This is a genomic window from Cellulomonas sp. PhB150 (assembly GCF_003755175.1).
Lineage (GTDB): Bacteria > Actinomycetota > Actinomycetes > Actinomycetales > Cellulomonadaceae > Cellulomonas.
In genome coordinates this window covers 97,617-116,721 of sequence record NZ_RKHX01000003.1, presented here as the reverse complement: position 1 = coordinate 116,721, position 19,105 = coordinate 97,617, and the positions used below count along the sequence as shown (strand labels likewise).

The window sequence follows — 19,105 nt, the reverse complement described above, 5'->3', positions numbered from 1 at the left end:
CATGCGCAGGATGGGACGACCCGGCCTGATCGGGCTCGCCGCGCGCACCGCCGTCGTCGCCGGCACCGTGAACGCCACGACCGGTGCGATGAACCGCCGCCAGGCCGGCAAGCAGCAGGCCTCGGCCGAGCAGCAGGCCTGGGAGGCGCAGCAGCAGCAGCTCGCGATGCAGGAGGCGGCCCGCCAGGCCGCCGCGGAGCAGGCCGCGTACGCCGCGCCGGCTGCGGTCGCGCCCGCCGCCGCTCCCGCGCAGGACGACCTCATGGCCAAGCTCACGCAGCTCGGCCAGCTGCACGCCCAGGGGATCCTCGACGACGCGGAGTTCGCCGCGGCGAAGGCGAAGATCCTCAGCTGACGACGCCGGTTCCGCCCGCCCGGGTGAACTGCCGGTGAATGCTCGTCGGCGGGTGGCCGACGTGAGGCCCGATCCGTGCGGATCGGGCCTCACGTGCGCTCTAGGGTTGGGCTCGTGGACGCGCAGGGCTGGCAGCTCATCGTCGCGGGGTGCCTCGGCATCCTCGTCGGCGCCTTCGCCGTCGCCGCGTACTGGCTGAGCCAGCGCGAGCTGCACAGCGTTCCCCAGGCCCCGGCCCGCGAGCTCGACGACGGGCTCGTGCGCATGCTGGCCGTGCTGCGGTCCGCAGCGGTGGTGCTCGACGAGGACGAGCGGGTGGTCCGCGCGAGCGCGCCCGCCTACGCGCTCGGCCTGGTCCGCGACGGCGCCGTGGTCCCGCCCGCGATCCGCGAGCTCATCGCCGGGGTCCGGCGCGACGGCGTGATCCGCGACGAGGAGCTCGAGGTCCCTCGCGGCCCGCTCGGCGCCGGCACGCTGCTCATGCAGGTCCGCGTCGCCCAGGTCACGCCCGACCACCTCGTCGTGCTCGCCGAGGACCAGACCCAGGCCAAGCGGCTCGAGGCGATCCGCCGCGACTTCGTCGTCAACATCTCCCACGAGCTCAAGACCCCGGTCGGCGCGCTGACGCTGCTGGCCGAGACCGTGCAGGACGCGGCCGACGACCCCGAGGCGGTGCGCCGGTTCGCCGGACGCATGCAGACCGAGGCGGTCCGGCTCTCCGCGCTCGTGCACGAGATCATCGAGCTGTCCCGGCTGCAGGTGGCCGGCGCACTCACCGAGCTCGCGACCGTCGAGGTCGACCAGGTGGTGCAGGAGGCCGTCGACCGCGCCCGGACCACCGCCGACGGCAAGCGCGTGCGCCTGAGCGTGGGCGGCCAGCACGGCGTCCAGGTGTTCGGCCAGCACGACCTGCTCGTGACCGCGGTGCGCAACCTCGTCGACAACGCCGTGGCCTACTCGGGCGAGGCGTCGCACGTCGGCGTCGGCGTCCGGCTGCAGGACGACATCGTCGAGATCGCCGTGGTCGACGAGGGCATCGGCATCTCGCAGACCGACCAGGAGCGCGTCTTCGAGCGCTTCTACCGCGTCGACCCGGCGCGCTCGCGCGCGACCGGCGGGACCGGTCTCGGCCTGTCCATCGTCAAGCACGTCGCGGCCGACCACGGCGGCGACGTGACCGTCTGGTCGCAACCCGGCCGCGGTTCCACCTTCACGCTGCGCCTCCCCCGCGCGGCTGCCCCTGCTGTACCCGACGCTGCACCCGACGAAGGAGCTCACGTGCACAGGAGCGCGTCATGACGCGGATCCTCGTGGTCGAGGACGAGGAGTCCTACCGCGACCCCCTGACCTACCAGCTCGAGCGGGAGGGGTTCGAGGTCGTCGAGGCCGCCACCGGCCCCGACGCCCTGGACCGCTTCCACGAGGGCGGTGTGGACCTGGTCCTGCTGGACCTCATGCTGCCCGGCCTGTCCGGCACCGAGGTGTGCCGCACGATCCGGCTCACGTCCGACGTGCCGGTCATCATGCTCACGGCCAAGGACGACGAGATCGACAAGGTGGTCGGCCTGGAGCTGGGCGCCGACGACTACATCACCAAGCCGTACTCGTCGCGCGAGCTGCTGGCCCGCGTGCGCGCCGTGCTGCGCCGGCGGGCCGTCGCGGTCGTCGCGCCCGGCGGGGGAGAGGTCCCCGAGGTCGACGACGAGGACGACGACCTGCTCGTCGCCGGGCCGATCCGGATGGACGTGGAGCGGCACACCGTGCGCGTGCACGACCAGCTGGTCTCGTTCCCCCTCAAGGAGTTCGAGCTGCTCGAGCTCCTGCTGCGCAACGCGGGCCGGGTGCTGACCCGCGGGCAGCTCATCGACCGGATCTGGGGCTCCGACTACGTCGGGGACACCAAGACGCTCGACGTCCACGTCAAGCGCGTCCGGGCGAAGGTCGAGCCCGACCCGGCCAACCCGACCCTGCTGGTCACGGTCCGCGGCCTCGGCTACAAGCTCACCCCCGAGGGCTGACCCGGAGCGCAGCGACCACGCTCGTCATCTCGCCGATTCCGCATGATCTCGGGGATTCAAACCCCCGAGATCATGCGGATTCGGCGTTCTGATGTATCCAGCGGGGCGGTGGCCCGACCTGGACGCGTGCGCAACTGTCGGCCAGCGTTCACCCGGGGTTCAACTTGCACCGACCGGCTGGTCACATCCGCTTCCTAGCGTCCTTCTCGTTGCGCACGATCCCCAGTGCGCACAGATGACGACAGGACGGAATCTCACAGTGAAGCTCTCCCTTCCCAGCCGCGTCGGTGCGGTCGCCCTTGCCGGTGTGCTCGCCCTCTCGCTGACGGCGTGCGGATCGGACGACCCGGTCGGAGACGCCCCCAGCGCGAGCGGTGGCTCGACCGACATGGCGGGTGCCATGAGCGGCGAGCTCAACGGCGTCGGCTCCTCCGCGCAGGAGAAGGCCATGGACGCCTGGCGCGCCGGCTTCCAGACGGCCAACCCCGACGTGACCGTCAACTACGACCCCGCGGGCTCCTCCGCCGGCCGCACCCAGTTCATCGAGGGTGGCGCGGACTGGGCCGGTTCCGACTCGGCACTCAAGCCGGAGGAGCTGACGTCGGCCAAGGAGACGTGCAAGAGCGACGCCATCGACATCCCCGTCTACGTGAGCCCGATCGCGGTCGTGTTCAACCTGGACGGCGTCACCTCGCTCAACCTCTCGGCCGAGACCATCGCGAACATCTTCGCGGGCAAGGTCAAGACCTGGGACGACGCGGCCATCAAGGCCGACAACCCCGACGCGAAGCTCCCGTCGACCGCGATCACCCCGGTCCACCGCCAGGACGGCTCGGGCACCACGAAGAACTTCACCGACTACCTCAACAAGGCCGCCAACGGCGCCTGGACCGCCGAGGGTGCTGACGACTGGCCGCTGCAGGGTGGCGAGTCGGGCACCGGCACGTCGGGCCTGATCCAGGCCGTGCAGGGTGGCCAGGGCACGATCGGCTACGCCGACGAGTCGGCCGCCGGGACGCTCGGCAAGGTCAGCATCAAGGTCGGCGACGCGTTCGTCGGCCCGACGGCCGAGGCCGCCGCCATCGCGGTGGACGCCTCGCCGCGTGACGAGGAGCGCGGTGCGAACGACGTCGTCGTGAAGGTCGACCGCACCACGACCGTCGCGGGCGCCTACCCGCTGATCCTGGTCTCCTACGCCGTCGCGTGCAGCACCTACGCCGACGACGCCAAGGCGAACCTGGTCAAGGGCCTGCTCGGCTACATCGTCAGCGCCGAGGGCCAGTCTGCCGCGCAGTCGGCCGCCGGCTCTGCTCCGCTGCCGGAGAAGCTCGCCGCTGACGCGAAGACCGCGGTCGACGCCATCGCAGGCGCCTGACCGCTTCATCAGCCGGTGGTCGGCCCGTCCCGGGGGGGACCCGGGCCGACCACCGGCGGCCGTCCCCCCCACCCCCTGATTCACGCAGGAGCATCGTGTCCACCACCAAGAGCCCGCCGGCTCGGAGCTCGACCGCTGACAGCGGTCCGGAGCCCACCAGCGCGCGCCGCCTCAAGAGCCGCCGCCGTGCCACCGACCGCGGTGCGAGCCGCGTGTTCCGCTGGTTCACCACGGGTGCCGGCGCCCTCATCCTCGTCCTGCTCGCGGCCGTCGCGCTCTTCCTCGTCGTCAAGGCGTGGCCCGCGCTGACGACGCCGTACGACGAGCTGGCCGAGCAGGTCGGCCTGCTGCGCAACTCGAGCTCGCTGCTCGACTACGTCGGGCCCCTGATCTTCGGCACGGTCCTCGCTGCGGCACTCGCACTGGCGATCGCCGTGCCGGTCGCCATCGGCATCGCGCTCTTCATCTCGCACTACGCACCCCGCCGGCTCGCGAACGGCCTCGGCTACGTGATCGACCTCCTGGCCGCCGTGCCGTCGGTCGTCTACGGCCTGTGGGGCGCCCTGGTCCTCTCGCCCCTCGTCCAGCCCGTGTGGGCCTGGCTCAACGAGAACCTCGGCTGGTTCCCGCTGTTCTCCGGCACCGTCTCGCCGACGGCGCGCGTGCTGCTCACCGTCGCCATCGTCCTGGCCGTCATGATCCTGCCGATCATCACCGCGGTCAGCCGCGAGGTGTTCCTCCAGACGCCCCGCCTGCACGAGGAGGCCGCCCTGGCCCTCGGCGCGACGCGCTGGGAGATGATCCGCACCGCGGTCCTCCCGTTCGGCCGCTCCGGTGTCATCTCGGCCGCGATGCTCGGCCTGGGCCGCGCGCTCGGCGAGACGATGGCCGTGCTGATGATCCTGTCGCCCGGCTTCCTCTACTCGTTCCGCATCCTCGAGGCCGGCCAGCAGCAGTCGATCGCCGCGAACATCGCCGCGCAGTTCCCCGAGGCCAACCCGATGGGCGTCTCGACGCTCATCGCGACCGGCCTGGCGCTGTTCGTCATCACCCTGCTGGTCAACATGGCCGCCCGCGCGATCGTCGCGCGCCGCAAGGACTTCTCGGGAGCCAACTGATGACCACCGTCGCCCCCGAGGCCCTGGCCGGGAACGCCGAGCTGCGCACCCTGCTCCAGCAGGTCGACAAGCGCCGCCACCGCAAGGACCGCCTCATGCGCGGCCTGATCATCGGCGCGTTCGTCCTCGCTGTCATCCCGCTCGTGTCCGTCGCCTGGACCGTGGTCAAGCACGGCATCGAGCGCTTCAACGTCTACTTCCTCACGCACTCGATGCGCGGCGTGTTCGGCGGGATGGACGCCGGCGGCGTCTACCACGCGATCGTCGGCACGGTGGAGATCACGCTGTTCGCAGCCCTGATCTCGGTGCCGATCGGCCTGCTGACCGCCATCTACCTGGTCGAGTACGGCCGCGGCCACCTGGCCCGTGCGGTCACGTTCTTCGTCGACGTCATGACGGGCATCCCGTCCATCGTCGCCGGCCTGTTCGCCTACGCGCTGTTCGCCGTGTTCTTCGGGCCCGGCGTCCGGATGGGCGTGGTCGGCTCGGTGGCGCTCTCGGTGCTGATGATCCCGGTCGTCGTGCGGTCCTCGGAGGAGATGCTGCGGCTCGTGCCGAACGAGCTGCGCGAGGCAGCGCTCGCCCTGGGCGTCCCGCGCTGGCTCGTGGTCATCAAGGTCGTGCTCCGCACCGCCGTGGCCGGCATCGTGACCGGCGTGATGATCGCCGTCTCCCGCGTGATCGGCGAGACCGCCCCGCTGCTCATCACGGTCGGCGTCATCGACTCGATCAACTTCAACCTCTTCGACGGTCGCATGATGACACTGCCGGTGTACGTCTACCGGCAGTTCCAGCAGGGCCTCGTGCCGTGCACGCCCGACCAGGCGGACTGCATCGCGACCATCGCCTACGACCGGGCCTGGGCCGGAGCCCTGACGCTGATCCTCATCGTCATGCTGCTCAACCTCATCGCCCGCCTCGTCACCCGCTTCTTCGCTCCCAAGAACCTCGGCTAAGGACCCCCCCATGGCTCAGCGCATCGACGTCAAGGACCTGAACATCTTCTACCGCGACTTCAAGGCGGTCGCGGACATCGAGATGGCCGTCGAGCCTCGCTCGGTGACGGCCTTCATCGGCCCCTCCGGCTGCGGCAAGTCGACCTTCCTGCGCACGCTCAACCGCATGCACGAGGTGATCCCGGGCGCGCACGTCCAGGGCAGCGTGACGATGGACGGCGTGGACCTGTACGGCAACGACATCGACCCGGTCGCCGTGCGCCGCCAGGTCGGCATGGTCTTCCAGCGCCCCAACCCGTTCCCGACGATGTCCATCGCCGAGAACGTGCTCGCGGGTGTCCGCCTCAACAACAAGCGGATCTCCAAGGGCGACGCGCAGGACATGGTCGAGCAGTCGCTGCAGGGCGCCAACCTCTGGAACGAGGTCAAGGACCGCCTCGACCGTCCCGGCTCCGGCCTCTCGGGCGGTCAGCAGCAGCGGCTGTGCATCGCCCGCGCCATCGCGGTCAAGCCGCAGGTGCTGCTGATGGACGAGCCCTGCTCCGCGCTCGACCCCATCTCGACGCTCGCGATCGAGGACCTCATCGCCGAGCTCAAGTCGCAGTACACGATCGTCATCGTGACCCACAACATGCAGCAGGCCGCCCGCGTCTCGGACCGCACGGCCTTCTTCAACCTGGCGGGCACCGGCCAGCCGGGCCGCCTCATCGAGATCGACGACACCGCGACGATCTTCTCCTCGCCGCGCGAGCAGGCCACGGAGGACTACATCTCCGGCCGCTTCGGGTGAGCTGAGGGTGCTCTGAGCGCTGAACGACGAGAGGCCCCGGACCAGCACGGTCCGGGGCCTCTCGTGCACCTGCGTCAGGAGGCGGGCGGCGTGGGGACCAGCGTCGCGTAGTCCGGCTGCGAGCCGTCCAGGACGGGGATCGACACGTCCTGGCTGCCCGCGACGTCCGTGGCGACCGTCGTCGGCAGCACGGCGCCCGGGGGGACCGAGACGGACGTGACGCGCACGTCGGCGTGGCCGTCCGCCGTCGTGCCGTCCAGCAGCACGGTGGCCTTGCCGTCGACCTGCACGGTGGCCTGCTGGTCGCCGAACGTCAGGGTCACGGTGCGCGGGTCGACGCCGTCGTTCGTCAGGCCGCCGATGAGCAGGCCCTCTGACCCCTTCGCGCTCGAGAGCACGATGAGGTTCGAGGCGCGCACGTCGCCGACCGTGGCGCGCACGCCGTCGGACGCGCTGTACTCGTGCTCGGTGGTGATGGGGTTGGTCGCGGAGCAACCAGCCAGCACGACGCCGGCGACGCACAGGCCCGCGGCGATCAGGAGCCGGCGGGAGCGGGGGCGGGGCGAGGTCACGATGACTCCTCGGGGGCGACGGGACGGCTGGTGCGTCCGGACGTCGGCCCGGGGCCGGCGCGGTCGCACCGCAAGACTAGCCGGAGCCGCCCCGTGCGCGCGCCGCTGTGCCCGTCCTCGGGACGACCGGACGGGGGCGGTCTGACCAGCGCTGACGGCGCCGGTGCACCGGATTCGGGTGAAATGCGGCGTGATAAGATACGCCTCTGCGAAAGGGGACACCTGCAGATGACTTTCACTGTTGGGGAGACCGTTGTCTACCCGCACCACGGTGCAGCCTTGATCGAAGAGATCAAGACCAGAACCATCCGCGGAGAGGCCAAGCTCTACCTGAAGCTCAAGGTAGCTCAGGGTGATCTGACCATCGAAGTTCCCGCTGAGAACGTCGACCTCGTGGGCGTCCGCGACGTCGTCGGCCAGGAAGGCCTGGACCGCGTGTTCGAGGTCCTGCGGGCGCCGTACACCGAAGAGCCGACCAACTGGTCGCGTCGTTACAAGGCCAACCTCGAGAAGCTCGCCTCCGGCGACGTCATCAAGGTGGCCGAGGTCGTCCGTGACCTCTCGCGTCGTGACGCCGACCGCGGCCTGTCCGCGGGCGAGAAGCGCATGCTCGCCAAGGCCCGCCAGATCCTCGTCTCGGAGCTCGCACTCGCCGAGCACACCGAGGAGGAGAAGGCGGAAGCCATCCTCGACGAGGTCCTCGCGTCCTGACGCGAGCGCACGCCAGCCACACACACGTGCTCGACCGCACCCCGGTACCCACCGCGGTGCGGTCGATCCGTCTGTGGGGTCGGTCATGACGACCGCGGCGATCCTCACGGCCGCGGGCAGCGGCACCCGTCTCGGTCATGCCCTGCCCAAGGCGCTCGTGCCGGTGCTGGGCGAGCCCGTCGTCGTGCACGCCGCGCGCCGGCTGCTGGCGGCGCGGCCCGGCGGTGCGCCGCTGGCGGCCCTGGTCGTCTCCGCGCCGCCCGGCCACCTCGAGCAGTTCCGCACCCTGCTGGGCCCGGACGTCGTCGTGGTCCCCGGCGGGCCCACGCGGCAGGCGTCCGTGGCCGCTGCGCTCGCGGCGCTGCCCGACGAGGGCATCGACGTGGTGCTCGTGCACGACGCCGCCCGCCCCTTCGCCCCCGCCGACCTGGTCGAGCGCGTGGTGGCGGCGGTGACGGCCGGGCACGACGCGGTGGTCCCCGGCCTGGCCGTGACGGACACCATCAAGCGGGTCGGCCCCGGCACCGGCGGGTGGCCCGTCGAGGCCACCGTCGACCGGGCCGAGCTGCGCGCGGTCCAGACCCCGCAGGGCTTCGCGCGGGCGACCCTCGAGCGCGCGCACGCCGCGGCCGCCCAGGACGCCGCCGACGAGTCCGTGGCCGCCTCCGACGACGCCGGGCTGGTCGAGCGGCTCGGGCTGCCGGTCTGGGTGGTCCCGGGCGACGAGCGGGCCGCGAAGATCACCACGGCACGGGACCTCGCGGTCGCCGAGCTGCTCGCGAGCGACACGAAGGGCACCTGACATGGCCATCCCGCGCACCGGCATCGGCGTCGACGTGCACGCCTACGACGAGCACCCCGCCCCGGACGCAGTCCTGCACCTGGCCGGCCTGGCCTGGCCGGGGGAGCGGCCGCTGGCGGGCCACTCCGACGCCGACGTCGCGGCGCACGCGGCGGCCGACGCGCTCCTGTCCGCGGCGGGCCTCGGTGACCTCGGCTCGAACTTCGGGACCTCCGAGCCGCAGTGGGCCGGTGCCGCCGGAGCGACGCTCCTCGCCGAGGCGGCCCGGCGGGTGCGCGACGCGGGCTTCGAGATCGGCAACGTCGCGGTCCAGGTGATCGGGAACCGGCCCAAGGTCGGTCAGCGCCGCGCGGAGGCCGAGGCGGCCCTCTCGTCGGCCGCAGGGGCGCCCGTGTCGGTCTCCGCGACCACGACCGACGGGCTCGGGCTCACCGGGCGCGGCGAGGGCGTCGCGGCGATCGCGTCGGCGATCGTCGTCGCGCGCGGCTGACGCCGCAGGCTCCCCAGCAGCACGCCGGCGACCACCAAGGCCCCCCAGGCCAGCTCGGCGGGCGACGTCCGCTCGCGCAGCAGCAGCCAGGACGACGCGATCCCGACCACCGGCACGAGCATCGAGAACGGCGCGACGACACTCGACGCGTTCCGGCTCATCAGCGCGGTCCACAGCCCGGAGCCCAGCAGCGTGGCGACCACGACGGTGAACGCGAGCCCGGCCAGGGCGAGCAGCCCGGTGCGGCTTCCCAGCCCGGTGAAGGACCGGGCGATCCGGTCCGGTCCCTCGACCGCCAGGGACAGCGCCAGCATGGGCAGCGGCGGCACGACCGACATCCACAGCAGGAGGCGGAACGACTCGCCGGGCGCCTCCCGCACCGCGAGGCGGCTGCCGAGGTTGCCGAACGCCCAACCCAGCCCGCCGCACAGCGTGAGCAGCACGGGCACCAGGGTCGCGCCGCCGTCGACGCCCGCCCGGTGCAGCGCGATGCCCGCGAGCCCGGTGACCGCGACGAGCACGCCCAGCCCCTGGCGGCCCGTGAGCCGCTCACGCAGCAGGACGGCCGCCAGGACCACGGTGAACGGCGCCGAGGACTGCAGGACGAGCGAGGCGAGCCCCGTGGGCATGCCCACGGTCATCGCCCAGTAGAGGAAGACGAACTGCACGACGCCAAACCCGAACCCGTAGGCGAGCAGCCACCGCCAGGGCACCGCAGGGCGGCGGACCAGGACGAGGGTCGGCAGCGCGATCAGGGCGAAACGCAGGGCGACGAGGAAGAACGGCGGGAACTGCTCGAGCGAGAGGTGGATCGCCGGGAAGTTCAGCCCCCAGCACACGGCGACGAGGGCGGCGAGCAGGCGGTCGTGGCGGTTCACGTGACCGAGCATCGCCCGCCGGAAGATCCAGCACCATCGAAATGTCCTGCACGGACGATGTAGCGTCGCTGCATGGATCCCCGCGCGCTCGAGACGTTGCGGGCCGTCCGCACCCAGGGCGGCGTGACGGCCGCGGCCGACGTGCTCCACCTGACGCCGTCGGCGGTCTCCCAGCAGGTGGCCGTCCTGCAGCGGGAGGTCGGCGTCGCACTGACCGAGCGCGTCGGGCGCGGGCTGCGGCTCACGCCCGCCGGGGAGGCGCTCGCGGACGCGGCGCTCGACGTGGCGGTCGCGCTCGAGCGCGCGCAGGCGGCCTGCGACGGGTTCCTCGCCGCGCCGCGGGGGACCGTGCGCGTCAGTGCGTTCGCGAGCGCGGCGCAGGTGCTGCTGCCAGGGCTGCTCGGCCGGGCACCGGACGGGATCGACATCGAGTGCGCCGACGAGGACGTCGCGCAGGCGGACTTCGTCGGGCTGACCGACCGGATCGACATCGTCGTCGCGCACCGCCCGGACGGCGCCGGCTCCTGGGGCGACCGGGTCCGCGTCGTCCCGCTGCTGCGCGAGCCGCTCGACGTGGCCGTGCCGGCGGGGCACCGGCTGGCCGGGCAGACGAGCGTGCACCCGGCGGACCTCGCGGGGGAGGCGTGGATCTCGGTGCGCGAGGGGTTCCCCGTCTCGACGGTGCTGGCGGCGGTCGCGGCCGCGTCGGGGAGCGAGCCGCGGATCGTGCACCGGATCAACGACTTCCACGTCGCCGCCTCGCTCGTCGCGGCCGGGCACGGGGTCTCGCTGCTGCCCCGGCACTCCCACGGGAGCGGCGACGACGTGCGTCTCCTGCCGCTCACCGGCGTGCGTGCGGGGCGGCGCATCGACGCGCTGCTGCGGCCCGACCGGGCCGAGCGGCTCGTGGTGCGCAGCGTGCTGGGGGAGCTGCGCGCGCTGGCGGCCGAGATCGACCGTCAGGGCAGCAGGACGAGCTTCCCGCCCGGGTGACCGCCGCGACCCTCGCGGTGGGCGTCGGCGACCTGGTCGAGCGGGTACGTCCGGGCGACACGCACGTCGAGGACGCCGTCCGCCGCGAGGTCGACGAGCTGCGCACGAGCGGCCTCGCGCACGGCCGTGCCCGGGTCCGCGCCCGGGCCGCCGCCGAGCAGCTGGATGCCGAGCGAGGGGCCGCGCCCGAACCCGGCGATCGAGACGATGCGGGACCGATCGGCGACGAGCTCCACGGACGTGTCGAGCGCCTCGTCGGTGCCGACCGTGTCGATCGCGACGGTCACGGGCGACGGGGCGGCCGCGCGCACGCGCTCGACGAGCCCGGGCCCGTACTCCACGGGGATCGCACCGAGGGCGCGCAGGTCGTCGTGCGCGTGCGGCGAGGCGGTCGCGACCACGGCAGCGCCGCGCAGCTCGGCGAGCTGGACGATCATCCGGCCCACGCCGCCGGACCCGCCGTGCACGAGCACGACGTCGCCGGTGCGCACGTTGGACGCGGTCAGGGTGTGCACCGCCGTCGCGCCGGTCAGCATCAGGCCCGACGCAGCCGCCCACCCGAGCTCCGCGGGGCGACGGACCGTGACCAGCTCCGAGACCTCCAGGCGGTCGGCGTACCCGCCGTGCACGCGCCAGGCGATGACCTCGTCGCCCTCGGCGAGCCAGCGCACGGACGGCCCGACCGCGCTCACCACGCCGGCCACCTCGAACCCGAGGCGCAGCGGGAGGCGCGAGCGGTCGGTGCCCGGCCCCTCGGCGTACGTCTTCCAGTCGATCGGGTTGATGCCTGCGGCTCTGACGTCGACGACGACGTTGCCCGGGCCCGGCTCGACGGCCGGGACGTCGATGAGCTGAAGGACCTCGGGGCCACCGAATGCGGTGGCCACCACGACGCGGTTGCTCGCTGTCACCCGCACAGAGTGCACCGGGCATCTGTGAGAAGCCAGGGCGCGCTCGCCAATCACCCGTGCGAGTGACGGTCCCCGAAGACGTGGTCGGTGTACGGGTTGCCGAACACGCCGTCCGGGTCGGCCTGCGCGCGGACCCGCTGCGCGTCGGCGAACCGCGGGTAGAGCTGGCCGAAGCGCTCGGCGTCGAGCCAGTGCATCTTGCCCCAGTGCGGGCGCCCGTCGACCTGGCCCATGATCTGCTCGACCGCGTCGAAGTAGCGCTTGAACGGCATCTTCACGTACTGGTGCGCGGCGACGTAGGCCGTCTCGCGGCCGTGGGCGGTGGACAGCCACAGGTCGTCGGCCGCGGCGAAGCGCACCTCGAGCGGGAAGGGCACGTGCTCGCCCGACGAACGCAGCCACGACTCGATCTCCGCGAGCACACCCGGCAGCTCCGCGCGGGGGACCGCGTACTCCATCTCGCGGAACACGATCCGGCGCGGGGAGATGAACACCTCGGCGGACGGGGCGATGAACCGGCGGGCGCTCAGCGCGCGGGCCGCGATCGCGTTGATCCGTGGTGTGATCGGCGGCACGAGGGTGGCGATGTTGTTCGTCAGCCCGAACAGCGCGTTGGACAGCAGCTCGTCGTCCACCCACGCACGCACGCGGTTGAGCTCGGCGACCTCGCCGTCGGCCACGCGGTTGTTGCGCTTGGTCAGCGCCCGGCGCGTGTGCGGGAACCAGTAGAACTCGAAGTGGTCGTTGCCGTCGACGAGCCCGTCGAGCCCGTCGAGCACGTCGTCGAGGGCCCACGGCTCCTCGACCGCCTCGAGTCGGAACGCGGGGACGACCTCGATCGTCACGGCGGCGAGCACGCCCACGGAGCCGAGGCCGAGGCGCGCGAGCTCGAACAGCTCGGGACGCTCGTCACGCGACACGTCGACGACCTCACCCGTCGCCGTGACCAGGCGGACGGCGACGACCTGGGTCGCGAGGCCGCCCAGACGGGCACCCGTGCCGTGCGTCCCGGTGGAGATCGCGCCGGCCACCGTCTGCTTGTCGATGTCGCCGAGGTTGCGCATCGCGAGGCCGTGGGCGGCCAGCAGGGAGTTGAGCGCGTACAGGTGCGTCCCGGCGCCGACCGTCACGTGGGCCGTGCCGTCAGCGAAGCGCTCGATGCTCTCGAGGCCGGTCAGGTGGTCCAGGTGCAGGTGGATGCCCTCGGTGACCGCCGCGGGGGTGAACGAGTGGCCACCGCCGACGGCGCGGACCCGGCGGCCGTCGGCCGCGGCGCGCTGGACCGTCGCCGACAATTCCTGCAGGTCACGAGGCGTGTCGCTACGGTAAGGGGAGGCAGCAGCAGTGCGTGCCCAGTTGCGCCAGGTTGCGCGCTGCATGTGTGCCATGAGAACAGACATTGACTTGGGCGGTTGTCCAAGTCAAGTCGAGCACGTGCTTCACTTGGGCGTGATCGCAGGGGCGCGTGCCCGGTCATCGGGGTCGGTGCACGTGAGGGAGGGGACCCGCATGAATCGCATGCCCGTTGCCGAACGTCGCGAACAGCTCGTCGAGGCCGCTCTGGCCGTCGCGAGCCGCGACGGGATCGAGGCCGCCACCGTGCGCGCCGTGGCGGCCGAAGCCGGCGTCTCGCTCGGCGTCGTCCACTACTGCTTCCAGGACAAGGACGAGCTCCTGCGTGCCATGGCGCACGCCATCACGGAGCGCAACGCGGTGCAGGGCCTCGACCAGATCCCCTCCGGTCTCCCGGTGGCGACCGTGCTCGAGGCGGCGATCGGTGCGCTGTGGGCGTCGATCTCCGGGACCCGCGGCTCGCAGCTGCTCAGCTACGAGCTCACCACGTCGTCGCTGCGCCATCCGGAGCTCAACCAGGTCGCGGCCGAGCAGTACCGCGGCCAGTGGTCCACGGCCCAGCAGGTCCTCGAGGTCGTCGGGCGCGCCGGGAACGTGCGGTGGGTCGTGCCGATCGAGGACCTCGCCCGGGTCGTCGTCGCGGTCGTCGACGGCTACTCGCTCGCGTGGCTCGTCGACGGGAACGCCGACGCCGCGCTCACGGGGCTGCAGGGGTTCGGCACCTACCTCGCCACGCTCACCACCCCCAACGACGGCTCGGCGGACGACGCCGTGCTCCCCGCCCCGGTCGGCGCGTGAGCGCCGACGCCCGCGCGCGGGTCGCGACCAGCGGCGCCTTCGCCGCGCAGGGCTTCGCCCTGATGCTGCTGCTGACCAACCTCGGCAGCGTGCAGGACCGGTACGGGGTCGACGACGACACCATCAGCTACGCCATCCTCGGCGTGCTCCTCGCCGCGGCACTCGGCACCTGGATCGCCGACCGCGTCGCGCGCTCGCGCGGCGGCAGCCGGGCCGCGCTCGCCGCCGGGCTCGCACTCATCGCGCTCTTCGTCCCGCTGATCGCGCTCGCGCCGACGTTCGCGCTCGGGGTGGCGTCCTTCGCCCTCTACGGCGTCGCGCTCGGCATGGTCGACGCGGCGTCCAACATGCAGGCCGTCGCGGTGCAGCGCGCCTACGGCCGGCCGTTGCTGTCCAGCTTCTACGCCGCCTGGTCCGCCGGTGGCATCGCGGCGGCGCTGCTGTCGGCCGTCGACGGCAACCGGCTCGCGATCGAGCCGGTCACGCTCATCTTCCTGGCGGCCACGCCGGTGGCGCTCGTCGCCGCAGCGCTCGTCTCGCGCGACGGTCGGCGCTCGCACGACGCCGCGCCCGTCGCGGTCGACGACACCCCCGGGTCGCACGTGCCGTGGCGCTCCGTGGGCGTGCTCGCCATCGCCGTGATCGCCTACTTCGCGATCGACAACGGCACGCAGTCCTGGAGCACCACGTACCTGGAGAAGACCCTCGACTCCGCGTCGTGGATGGCGCCGCTGGGTGCCGCGGCCTACCTCGGTACGACGCTGGCGTCGCGGCTCGTCGGCGACGCGAGCGTGCGCCGCTGGGGCAGGGTCCGCGTGGTCCGCGCGGCCGCGCTGGTGGGCGCCGGCGGCTTCCTGGTCGTCGTCGCGGCTCCCGTCGCGTTCGTCGCGGTCATCGGGTTCGCGATCGCGGGCGCGGGGCTCGGCCTCGTCGCGCCCCTGTGCTTCGCGACCGCCGGCGTGCTCGCACCGGACCACGCCGACGCCGTCGTGGCTCGGCTCAACGTCTTCAACTACGTCGGCACGCTGCTCGGCGCCGTGCTGCTGCCCCTGATCGGCACGGCGACCAGCTATCGCGTTGCCTTCACGCTGCCGCTCGTCCTGGCGCTCGTGATCGCCGCGGTCGCCGGCGGCTTCGCCGGCCGCAGGACCACGTCCACGGACGCGTCCGACCCCGCGTCCGACCCTGCACCCGACCCTGCACCGCGCAAGGAGATCCCGGCATGACCCTCGGAGCCCGTCTCGACGCCGCCACCGGCCACCTCCCGGCCCCGCTCGCGGTCGTCGACCTCGACGCGCTCGAAGCCAACGCGGACGACCTCGTGCGCCGCGCCGGCGGCATGCCCATCCGGGTCGCGAGCAAGTCGGTGCGCGTGCGCGAGGTGCTCACGCGCGTGCTCGCCCGGCCGGGCTTCGCGGGCGTCATGGGCTACTCGCTGCGCGAGGCGCTCTGGCTCGTCTCGCAGGGCGTCGACGACGTCCTGCTCGGCTACCCGACGGTCGACACCGCCGCGCTCGACGACCTCGCGCGCGACCCCCGCGCCGCGGCGGCCGTCACGCTCATGGTCGACGACCTCGCGCAGGTCGACCTCGCCGCGAAGGCTGCCGCCGCGCACGGCGCGACGCTGCGCGTCTGCCTCGACATCGACGCCTCGCTGCAGATCGGGCGCGGCAGGTTCCGCACCCACCTGGGCGTGCGCCGCTCGCCGATCCACACCGCCGAGCAGGCCGGCGAGCTCGCCGCGGCGATCGTCCGACGCGACGGCATCGACGTCCGCGGCGTCATGTTCTACGAGGCGCAGGTCGCCGGGCTGCCCGACTCGTCGCCCGCCGTCCGCCTGGTCAAGCGGCTCTCCATCGCCGACCTGGCCACCCGCCGGACCGCGGTCGTCGACGCGGTGGCCGCAGCCGTGGGCCACCCGCTCGAGCTCGTGAACTCCGGCGGCTCGGGGTCGATCCAGAGCAGCGCGCAGGCGGCCTCCGTCACGGAGGTGACCGCCGGCTCGGGCCTGTTCGTGCCCACGCTGTTCGACTCCTACCGCTCGTTCGAGCCGCGTCCGGCCGCGTTCTTCGGCCTCGACGTGGTGCGGATCCCGGCGCCCGGGTACGCCACGGCGTTCGGCGGCGGCTACATCGCGTCGGGTCCCGCCACCAAGTCCCGCCAGCCGCGACCCGTGTGGCCGGCCGGGCTGACGCTCACGGACCGGGAGGGCGCCGGCGAGGTGCAGACCCCGCTGCTGGTGCCCCGCGGCGGCGACGTGCGTGTCGGGGACAGGGTCTGGTTCCGGCACGCCAAGTCGGGCGAGGTCATGGAGCGCTTCTCGACCGTGCACCTGGTGCGCGGCGAGGCCGTCGAGGCGAGCGTGCCGACGTACCGGGGCGAGGGCGGCACGTTCGGCTGATCCGGCCGCGGGTCGCGTGCGCGAGTGCGCGGGCGCTGACCAGCGCGGCCGGTAACCTTGCCCGGTGACCCTGCGCCTGTTCGACTCCGCCACCCGCCAGGTGACCGACTTCGTCCCGCTCGTCGCGGGCGAGGTCGGCATCTACCTGTGCGGTGCCACGGTCCAGGCGCCCCCGCACATCGGGCACATGCGCTCGAGCGTCGCGTTCGACGTGCTGGTGCGCTGGCTGCGCCGCACGGGCCACCGCGTGACCCTGGTCCGCAACGTCACCGACATCGACGACAAGATCCTGGCCAAGGCCGCCGACGCCGGCGAGCAGTGGTGGGCGTGGGCCGCGATCAACGAGCGCGCGTTCACCGCCGCGTACGACGCGCTCGGCGTCCTGCCGCCGTCGTACGAGCCGCGCGCCACCGGGCACATCCCCGGGATGGTCGAGCTCATGGAGCGCCTCGTCGAGCGCGGGCACGCCTACGCGCTCGACTCGGGGGACGTGTACTTCGACGTCGCCTCGTTCGCCGAGTACGGCGCCCTGACCAACCAGCGGGTCGAGGACATGGTCCCCGCGCCGGACAGCGCTCCGGCCGGCGACGACAAGCGCGACGATCGCGACTTCGCGCTGTGGAAGGCGCCGAAGCCGGGCGAGCCCGAGACCGCGTCCTGGGACACCCCGTTCGGTCGCGGCCGGCCCGGCTGGCACCTCGAGTGCTCCGCGATGGCGCTGCGGTACCTCGGCGAGTCGTTCGACATCCACGGCGGCGGCCTGGACCTGCGCTTCCCGCACCACGAGAACGAGCAGGCGCAGTCCCGGGCGGCCGGCTACGGCTTCGCCGGTCACTGGCTGCACAACGGCTGGGTCACGCAGGGCGGCGCCAAGATGAGCAAGTCGCTCGGCAACGGGCTGCTCGTCTCCACCGTCCTGGCCAACGTCCGCCCCGCCGTGCTCCGCTACGCGATGACCGCCGTGCAGTACCGCTCGATGCTCGAGTGGACCGACGCGACGCTCGCCGAGGCGGAGACGACGTGGGACCGCCTCGCAGGGTTCGTCGAGCGAGCCGTGGAGAAGGTCGGCGCCGCGGACGACGACGAGGTCGCGAAGGTCGAGCTGCCTGCGGAGTTCGTCGCCGCGATGGACGACGACCTCAACGTGCCGGCCGCCCTCGCGGTGGTCTTCGAGCACCTGCGGGCCGGGAACTCCGCGCTCGCGGCGCGTGATCTGGACGGCGCGCGTTCGGCGATGGTCGTCCTGCGTGCCATGCTCGACGTGCTCGGTCTCGACCCGGGCAGCGTCCAGTGGCGTTCCAAGGGCGCCGACGAGCGGTACGCCACGGCCCTCGAGGCCGTCGTGGCCGCCGAGCTCGAGGCACGGGCCGCGGCCCGCGCCGCACGCGACTTCGCCACCTCGGACGCGATCCGGGACCGCCTCGCGGCGGCCGGCATCGTGGTCGAGGACTCGCCGACCGGCGCACGCTGGTCGCTCGCCGCACCCTGATCTCTGGCCCCCACGCGGGGCGTCGCACCACCTCATACGTAGAAACGAAGGAAGTCATCTCATGGCCGGCAACTCCCAGCGCCGAGGCGCCACCCGCAAGGCGGGCACCAAGAAGGGCGCCAAGGTCGGCACGGGCGGTCACGGCCGCAAGTCGCTCGAGGGCAAGGGCCCGACGCCCAAGGCCGAGGAGCGCACGTACCACAAGGCGTACAAGAAGCCGGTCTCGGCCGAGAAGAGCGCCACCTCCGGCCGTCCCTCGTCGGGATCGTCGCGCAGCGCCTCGGGCAGCCGCGGCGGGCGCGGGTCGTCGACCCACGAGATCGTCTCCGGGCGCAACTCCGTGGTCGAGGCGCTGCGCGCGGGCATCCCCGTCTCGACGGTGTACCTGGCCTCCAAGCTCGAGGCCGACGACCGCACGCGCGAGATCATCTCCGCCGCGGGCAACGAGGGCTACCCCCTGCTCGAGGTGAGCCGCGCCGAGCTCGACCGCCTCACCGACGGCTCCGTCCACCAGGGCGTGGCCATCCAGGTGCCGCCGTACGCCTACGCGGACGACGAGGACCTCCTCGACATCGCCGAGAGCCTCGGCCAGGCGCCGCTCATCGTCGCGCTCGACGGCGTGACCGACCCCCGCAACCTCGGCGCCGTGCTGCGCTCCGCGGGCGCGTTCGGTGCCCACGGCGTGCTCGTCCCCGAGCGCCGGGCCGCGGGCGTCACCGCCTCCGCGTGGAAGGTCTCGGCCGGTGCCGCGGCGCGGGTGCCGGTGGCGCGCGTGACCAACCTGACCCGCACGCTGCAGGCCTACAAGCAGGCCGGCGCGTTCGTGGTCGGGCTCGACGGCGGCGGCGACGTCGCGATCGCCGACCTGCCGTACGCGACCGACCCGCTCGTGCTGGTCGTCGGCTCCGAGGGCAAGGGGCTGTCGCGCCTGGTCCGCGAGCAGTGCGACGCGATCGCCTCGATCCCGATCGCCTCGGCGGTCGAGTCGCTCAACGCCGGCGTGGCCGCGGGCATCGCGCTGTACGAGGTCAGCCGGCAGCGCGCCTGACGGTGAGCACGCGGGACTCGCTCACGGCTCGGCAGGCGGCTGCGGCG

At 73.1% G+C, this 19,105-nt stretch carries 19 protein-coding genes and 1 pseudogene; 16 read left to right on the top strand and 4 right to left on the bottom strand.

The features are described from left to right. Position 1 precedes the first annotated feature (1 nt). The 7 genes from EDF34_RS10910 to pstB all read left to right on the top strand — a co-directional run bounded on the left by EDF34_RS10910 (position 2) and on the right by pstB (position 6,612). Positions 2-355: an SHOCT domain-containing protein gene (locus tag EDF34_RS10910; RefSeq protein ID WP_370450056.1), complete on the top strand. Its 354-nt coding sequence runs from the start codon at positions 2-4 to the stop codon at positions 353-355. Positions 356-469: 114 nt separating this feature from the next. Further along, positions 470-1,654 carry a cell wall metabolism sensor histidine kinase WalK gene (locus EDF34_RS10905; RefSeq protein ID WP_123371532.1) on the top strand — a complete coding sequence of 395 codons (1,185 nt, stop codon included), beginning with the start codon at positions 470-472 and terminating at the stop codon, positions 1,652-1,654. After that, entirely contained in the window at positions 1,651-2,373 is a 723-nt protein-coding gene (locus EDF34_RS10900) for a response regulator transcription factor (RefSeq protein WP_123371531.1), read from the top strand. Before EDF34_RS10905 ends, EDF34_RS10900 begins: the two co-directional genes overlap by 4 nt. 259 nt (positions 2,374-2,632) lie before the next feature. Continuing rightward, complete coding sequence (gene pstS, locus EDF34_RS10895; protein ID WP_123371530.1) at positions 2,633-3,748, top strand: phosphate ABC transporter substrate-binding protein PstS; 1,116 nt, start codon at positions 2,633-2,635, stop codon at positions 3,746-3,748. Between the two features lie 95 nt (positions 3,749-3,843). Next, entirely contained in the window at positions 3,844-4,866 is a 1,023-nt protein-coding gene (gene pstC, locus EDF34_RS10890) for a phosphate ABC transporter permease subunit PstC (protein ID WP_123371529.1), read from the top strand. Next, positions 4,866-5,822 (top strand): phosphate ABC transporter permease PstA, encoded by a 957-nt coding sequence (gene pstA / locus EDF34_RS10885; RefSeq protein WP_123371528.1) that lies wholly within the window; start codon positions 4,866-4,868, stop codon positions 5,820-5,822. Before pstC ends, pstA begins: the two co-directional genes overlap by 1 nt. A gap of 10 nt (positions 5,823-5,832) precedes the next feature. After that, positions 5,833-6,612, top strand: a complete 780-nt coding sequence (pstB, locus tag EDF34_RS10880; RefSeq protein ID WP_123371527.1) for a phosphate ABC transporter ATP-binding protein PstB — start codon at positions 5,833-5,835, stop codon at positions 6,610-6,612. A gap of 74 nt (positions 6,613-6,686) precedes the next feature. On the opposite strand, the gene EDF34_RS10875 is transcribed toward pstB, so the two are convergent. After that, complete coding sequence (locus EDF34_RS10875) at positions 6,687-7,184, bottom strand: hypothetical protein (protein ID WP_123371526.1); 498 nt, start codon at positions 7,182-7,184, stop codon at positions 6,687-6,689. Positions 7,185-7,412: 228 nt separating this feature from the next. Here EDF34_RS10875 and EDF34_RS10870 point away from each other — a divergent pair, with 228 nt between their 5' ends. The 3 genes from EDF34_RS10870 to ispF all read left to right on the top strand — a co-directional run bounded on the left by EDF34_RS10870 (position 7,413) and on the right by ispF (position 9,187). Next, positions 7,413-7,895 (top strand): CarD family transcriptional regulator, encoded by a 483-nt coding sequence (locus EDF34_RS10870; RefSeq protein ID WP_118767174.1) that lies wholly within the window; start codon positions 7,413-7,415, stop codon positions 7,893-7,895. Positions 7,896-7,980: 85 nt separating this feature from the next. Beyond that, positions 7,981-8,697: a 2-C-methyl-D-erythritol 4-phosphate cytidylyltransferase gene (gene ispD, locus EDF34_RS10865; protein WP_123371898.1), complete on the top strand. Its 717-nt coding sequence runs from the start codon at positions 7,981-7,983 to the stop codon at positions 8,695-8,697. A gap of 1 nt (position 8,698) precedes the next feature. Further along, positions 8,699-9,187, top strand: a complete 489-nt coding sequence (gene ispF, locus EDF34_RS10860; protein WP_123371525.1) for a 2-C-methyl-D-erythritol 2,4-cyclodiphosphate synthase — start codon at positions 8,699-8,701, stop codon at positions 9,185-9,187. Between the two features lie 26 nt (positions 9,188-9,213). Here ispF and EDF34_RS10855 read toward each other — a convergent pair. Beyond that, positions 9,214-10,077 (bottom strand): annotated as a pseudogene (locus tag EDF34_RS10855) (EamA family transporter); the annotation flags it as partial. Between the two features lie 60 nt (positions 10,078-10,137). Between EDF34_RS10855 and EDF34_RS10850 the strand changes: the two are divergent. After that, positions 10,138-11,058 carry a LysR family transcriptional regulator gene (locus EDF34_RS10850; protein WP_123371524.1) on the top strand — a complete coding sequence of 307 codons (921 nt, stop codon included), beginning with the start codon at positions 10,138-10,140 and terminating at the stop codon, positions 11,056-11,058. On the opposite strand, the gene EDF34_RS10845 is transcribed toward EDF34_RS10850, so the two are convergent. Both EDF34_RS10845 and EDF34_RS10840 read right to left on the bottom strand, forming a co-directional pair. After that, entirely contained in the window at positions 11,025-11,969 is a 945-nt protein-coding gene (locus EDF34_RS10845) for an NADP-dependent oxidoreductase (protein WP_233575330.1), read from the bottom strand. The two genes, EDF34_RS10850 and EDF34_RS10845, sit on opposite strands and share 34 nt — an antisense overlap. A 50-nt stretch (positions 11,970-12,019) precedes the next feature. Further along, positions 12,020-13,357, bottom strand: a complete 1,338-nt coding sequence (locus tag EDF34_RS10840; protein ID WP_199737830.1) for a D-arabinono-1,4-lactone oxidase — start codon at positions 13,355-13,357, stop codon at positions 12,020-12,022. 121 nt (positions 13,358-13,478) lie between these two features. Here EDF34_RS10840 and EDF34_RS10835 point away from each other — a divergent pair, with 121 nt between their 5' ends. The 5 genes from EDF34_RS10835 to rlmB all read left to right on the top strand — a co-directional run bounded on the left by EDF34_RS10835 (position 13,479) and on the right by rlmB (position 19,058). Beyond that, entirely contained in the window at positions 13,479-14,120 is a 642-nt protein-coding gene (locus tag EDF34_RS10835) for a TetR/AcrR family transcriptional regulator (RefSeq protein ID WP_123371521.1), read from the top strand. Beyond that, positions 14,117-15,346 carry an MFS transporter gene (locus EDF34_RS10830; protein ID WP_123371519.1) on the top strand — a complete coding sequence of 410 codons (1,230 nt, stop codon included), beginning with the start codon at positions 14,117-14,119 and terminating at the stop codon, positions 15,344-15,346. The genes EDF34_RS10835 and EDF34_RS10830 overlap by 4 nt, the downstream gene beginning before the upstream one ends. Further along, positions 15,343-16,521, top strand: a complete 1,179-nt coding sequence (locus EDF34_RS10825) for an alanine racemase (RefSeq protein ID WP_123371517.1) — start codon at positions 15,343-15,345, stop codon at positions 16,519-16,521. The genes EDF34_RS10830 and EDF34_RS10825 overlap by 4 nt, the downstream gene beginning before the upstream one ends. A gap of 64 nt (positions 16,522-16,585) precedes the next feature. Then, a complete protein-coding gene (gene cysS, locus EDF34_RS10820; RefSeq protein ID WP_123371516.1) occupies positions 16,586-18,010 on the top strand; it encodes a cysteine--tRNA ligase in 1,425 nt (474 codons plus the stop codon). Positions 18,011-18,071: 61 nt separating this feature from the next. Then, positions 18,072-19,058, top strand: a complete 987-nt coding sequence (gene rlmB / locus EDF34_RS10815; protein ID WP_123371514.1) for a 23S rRNA (guanosine(2251)-2'-O)-methyltransferase RlmB — start codon at positions 18,072-18,074, stop codon at positions 19,056-19,058. Positions 19,059-19,105 lie beyond the last annotated feature (47 nt).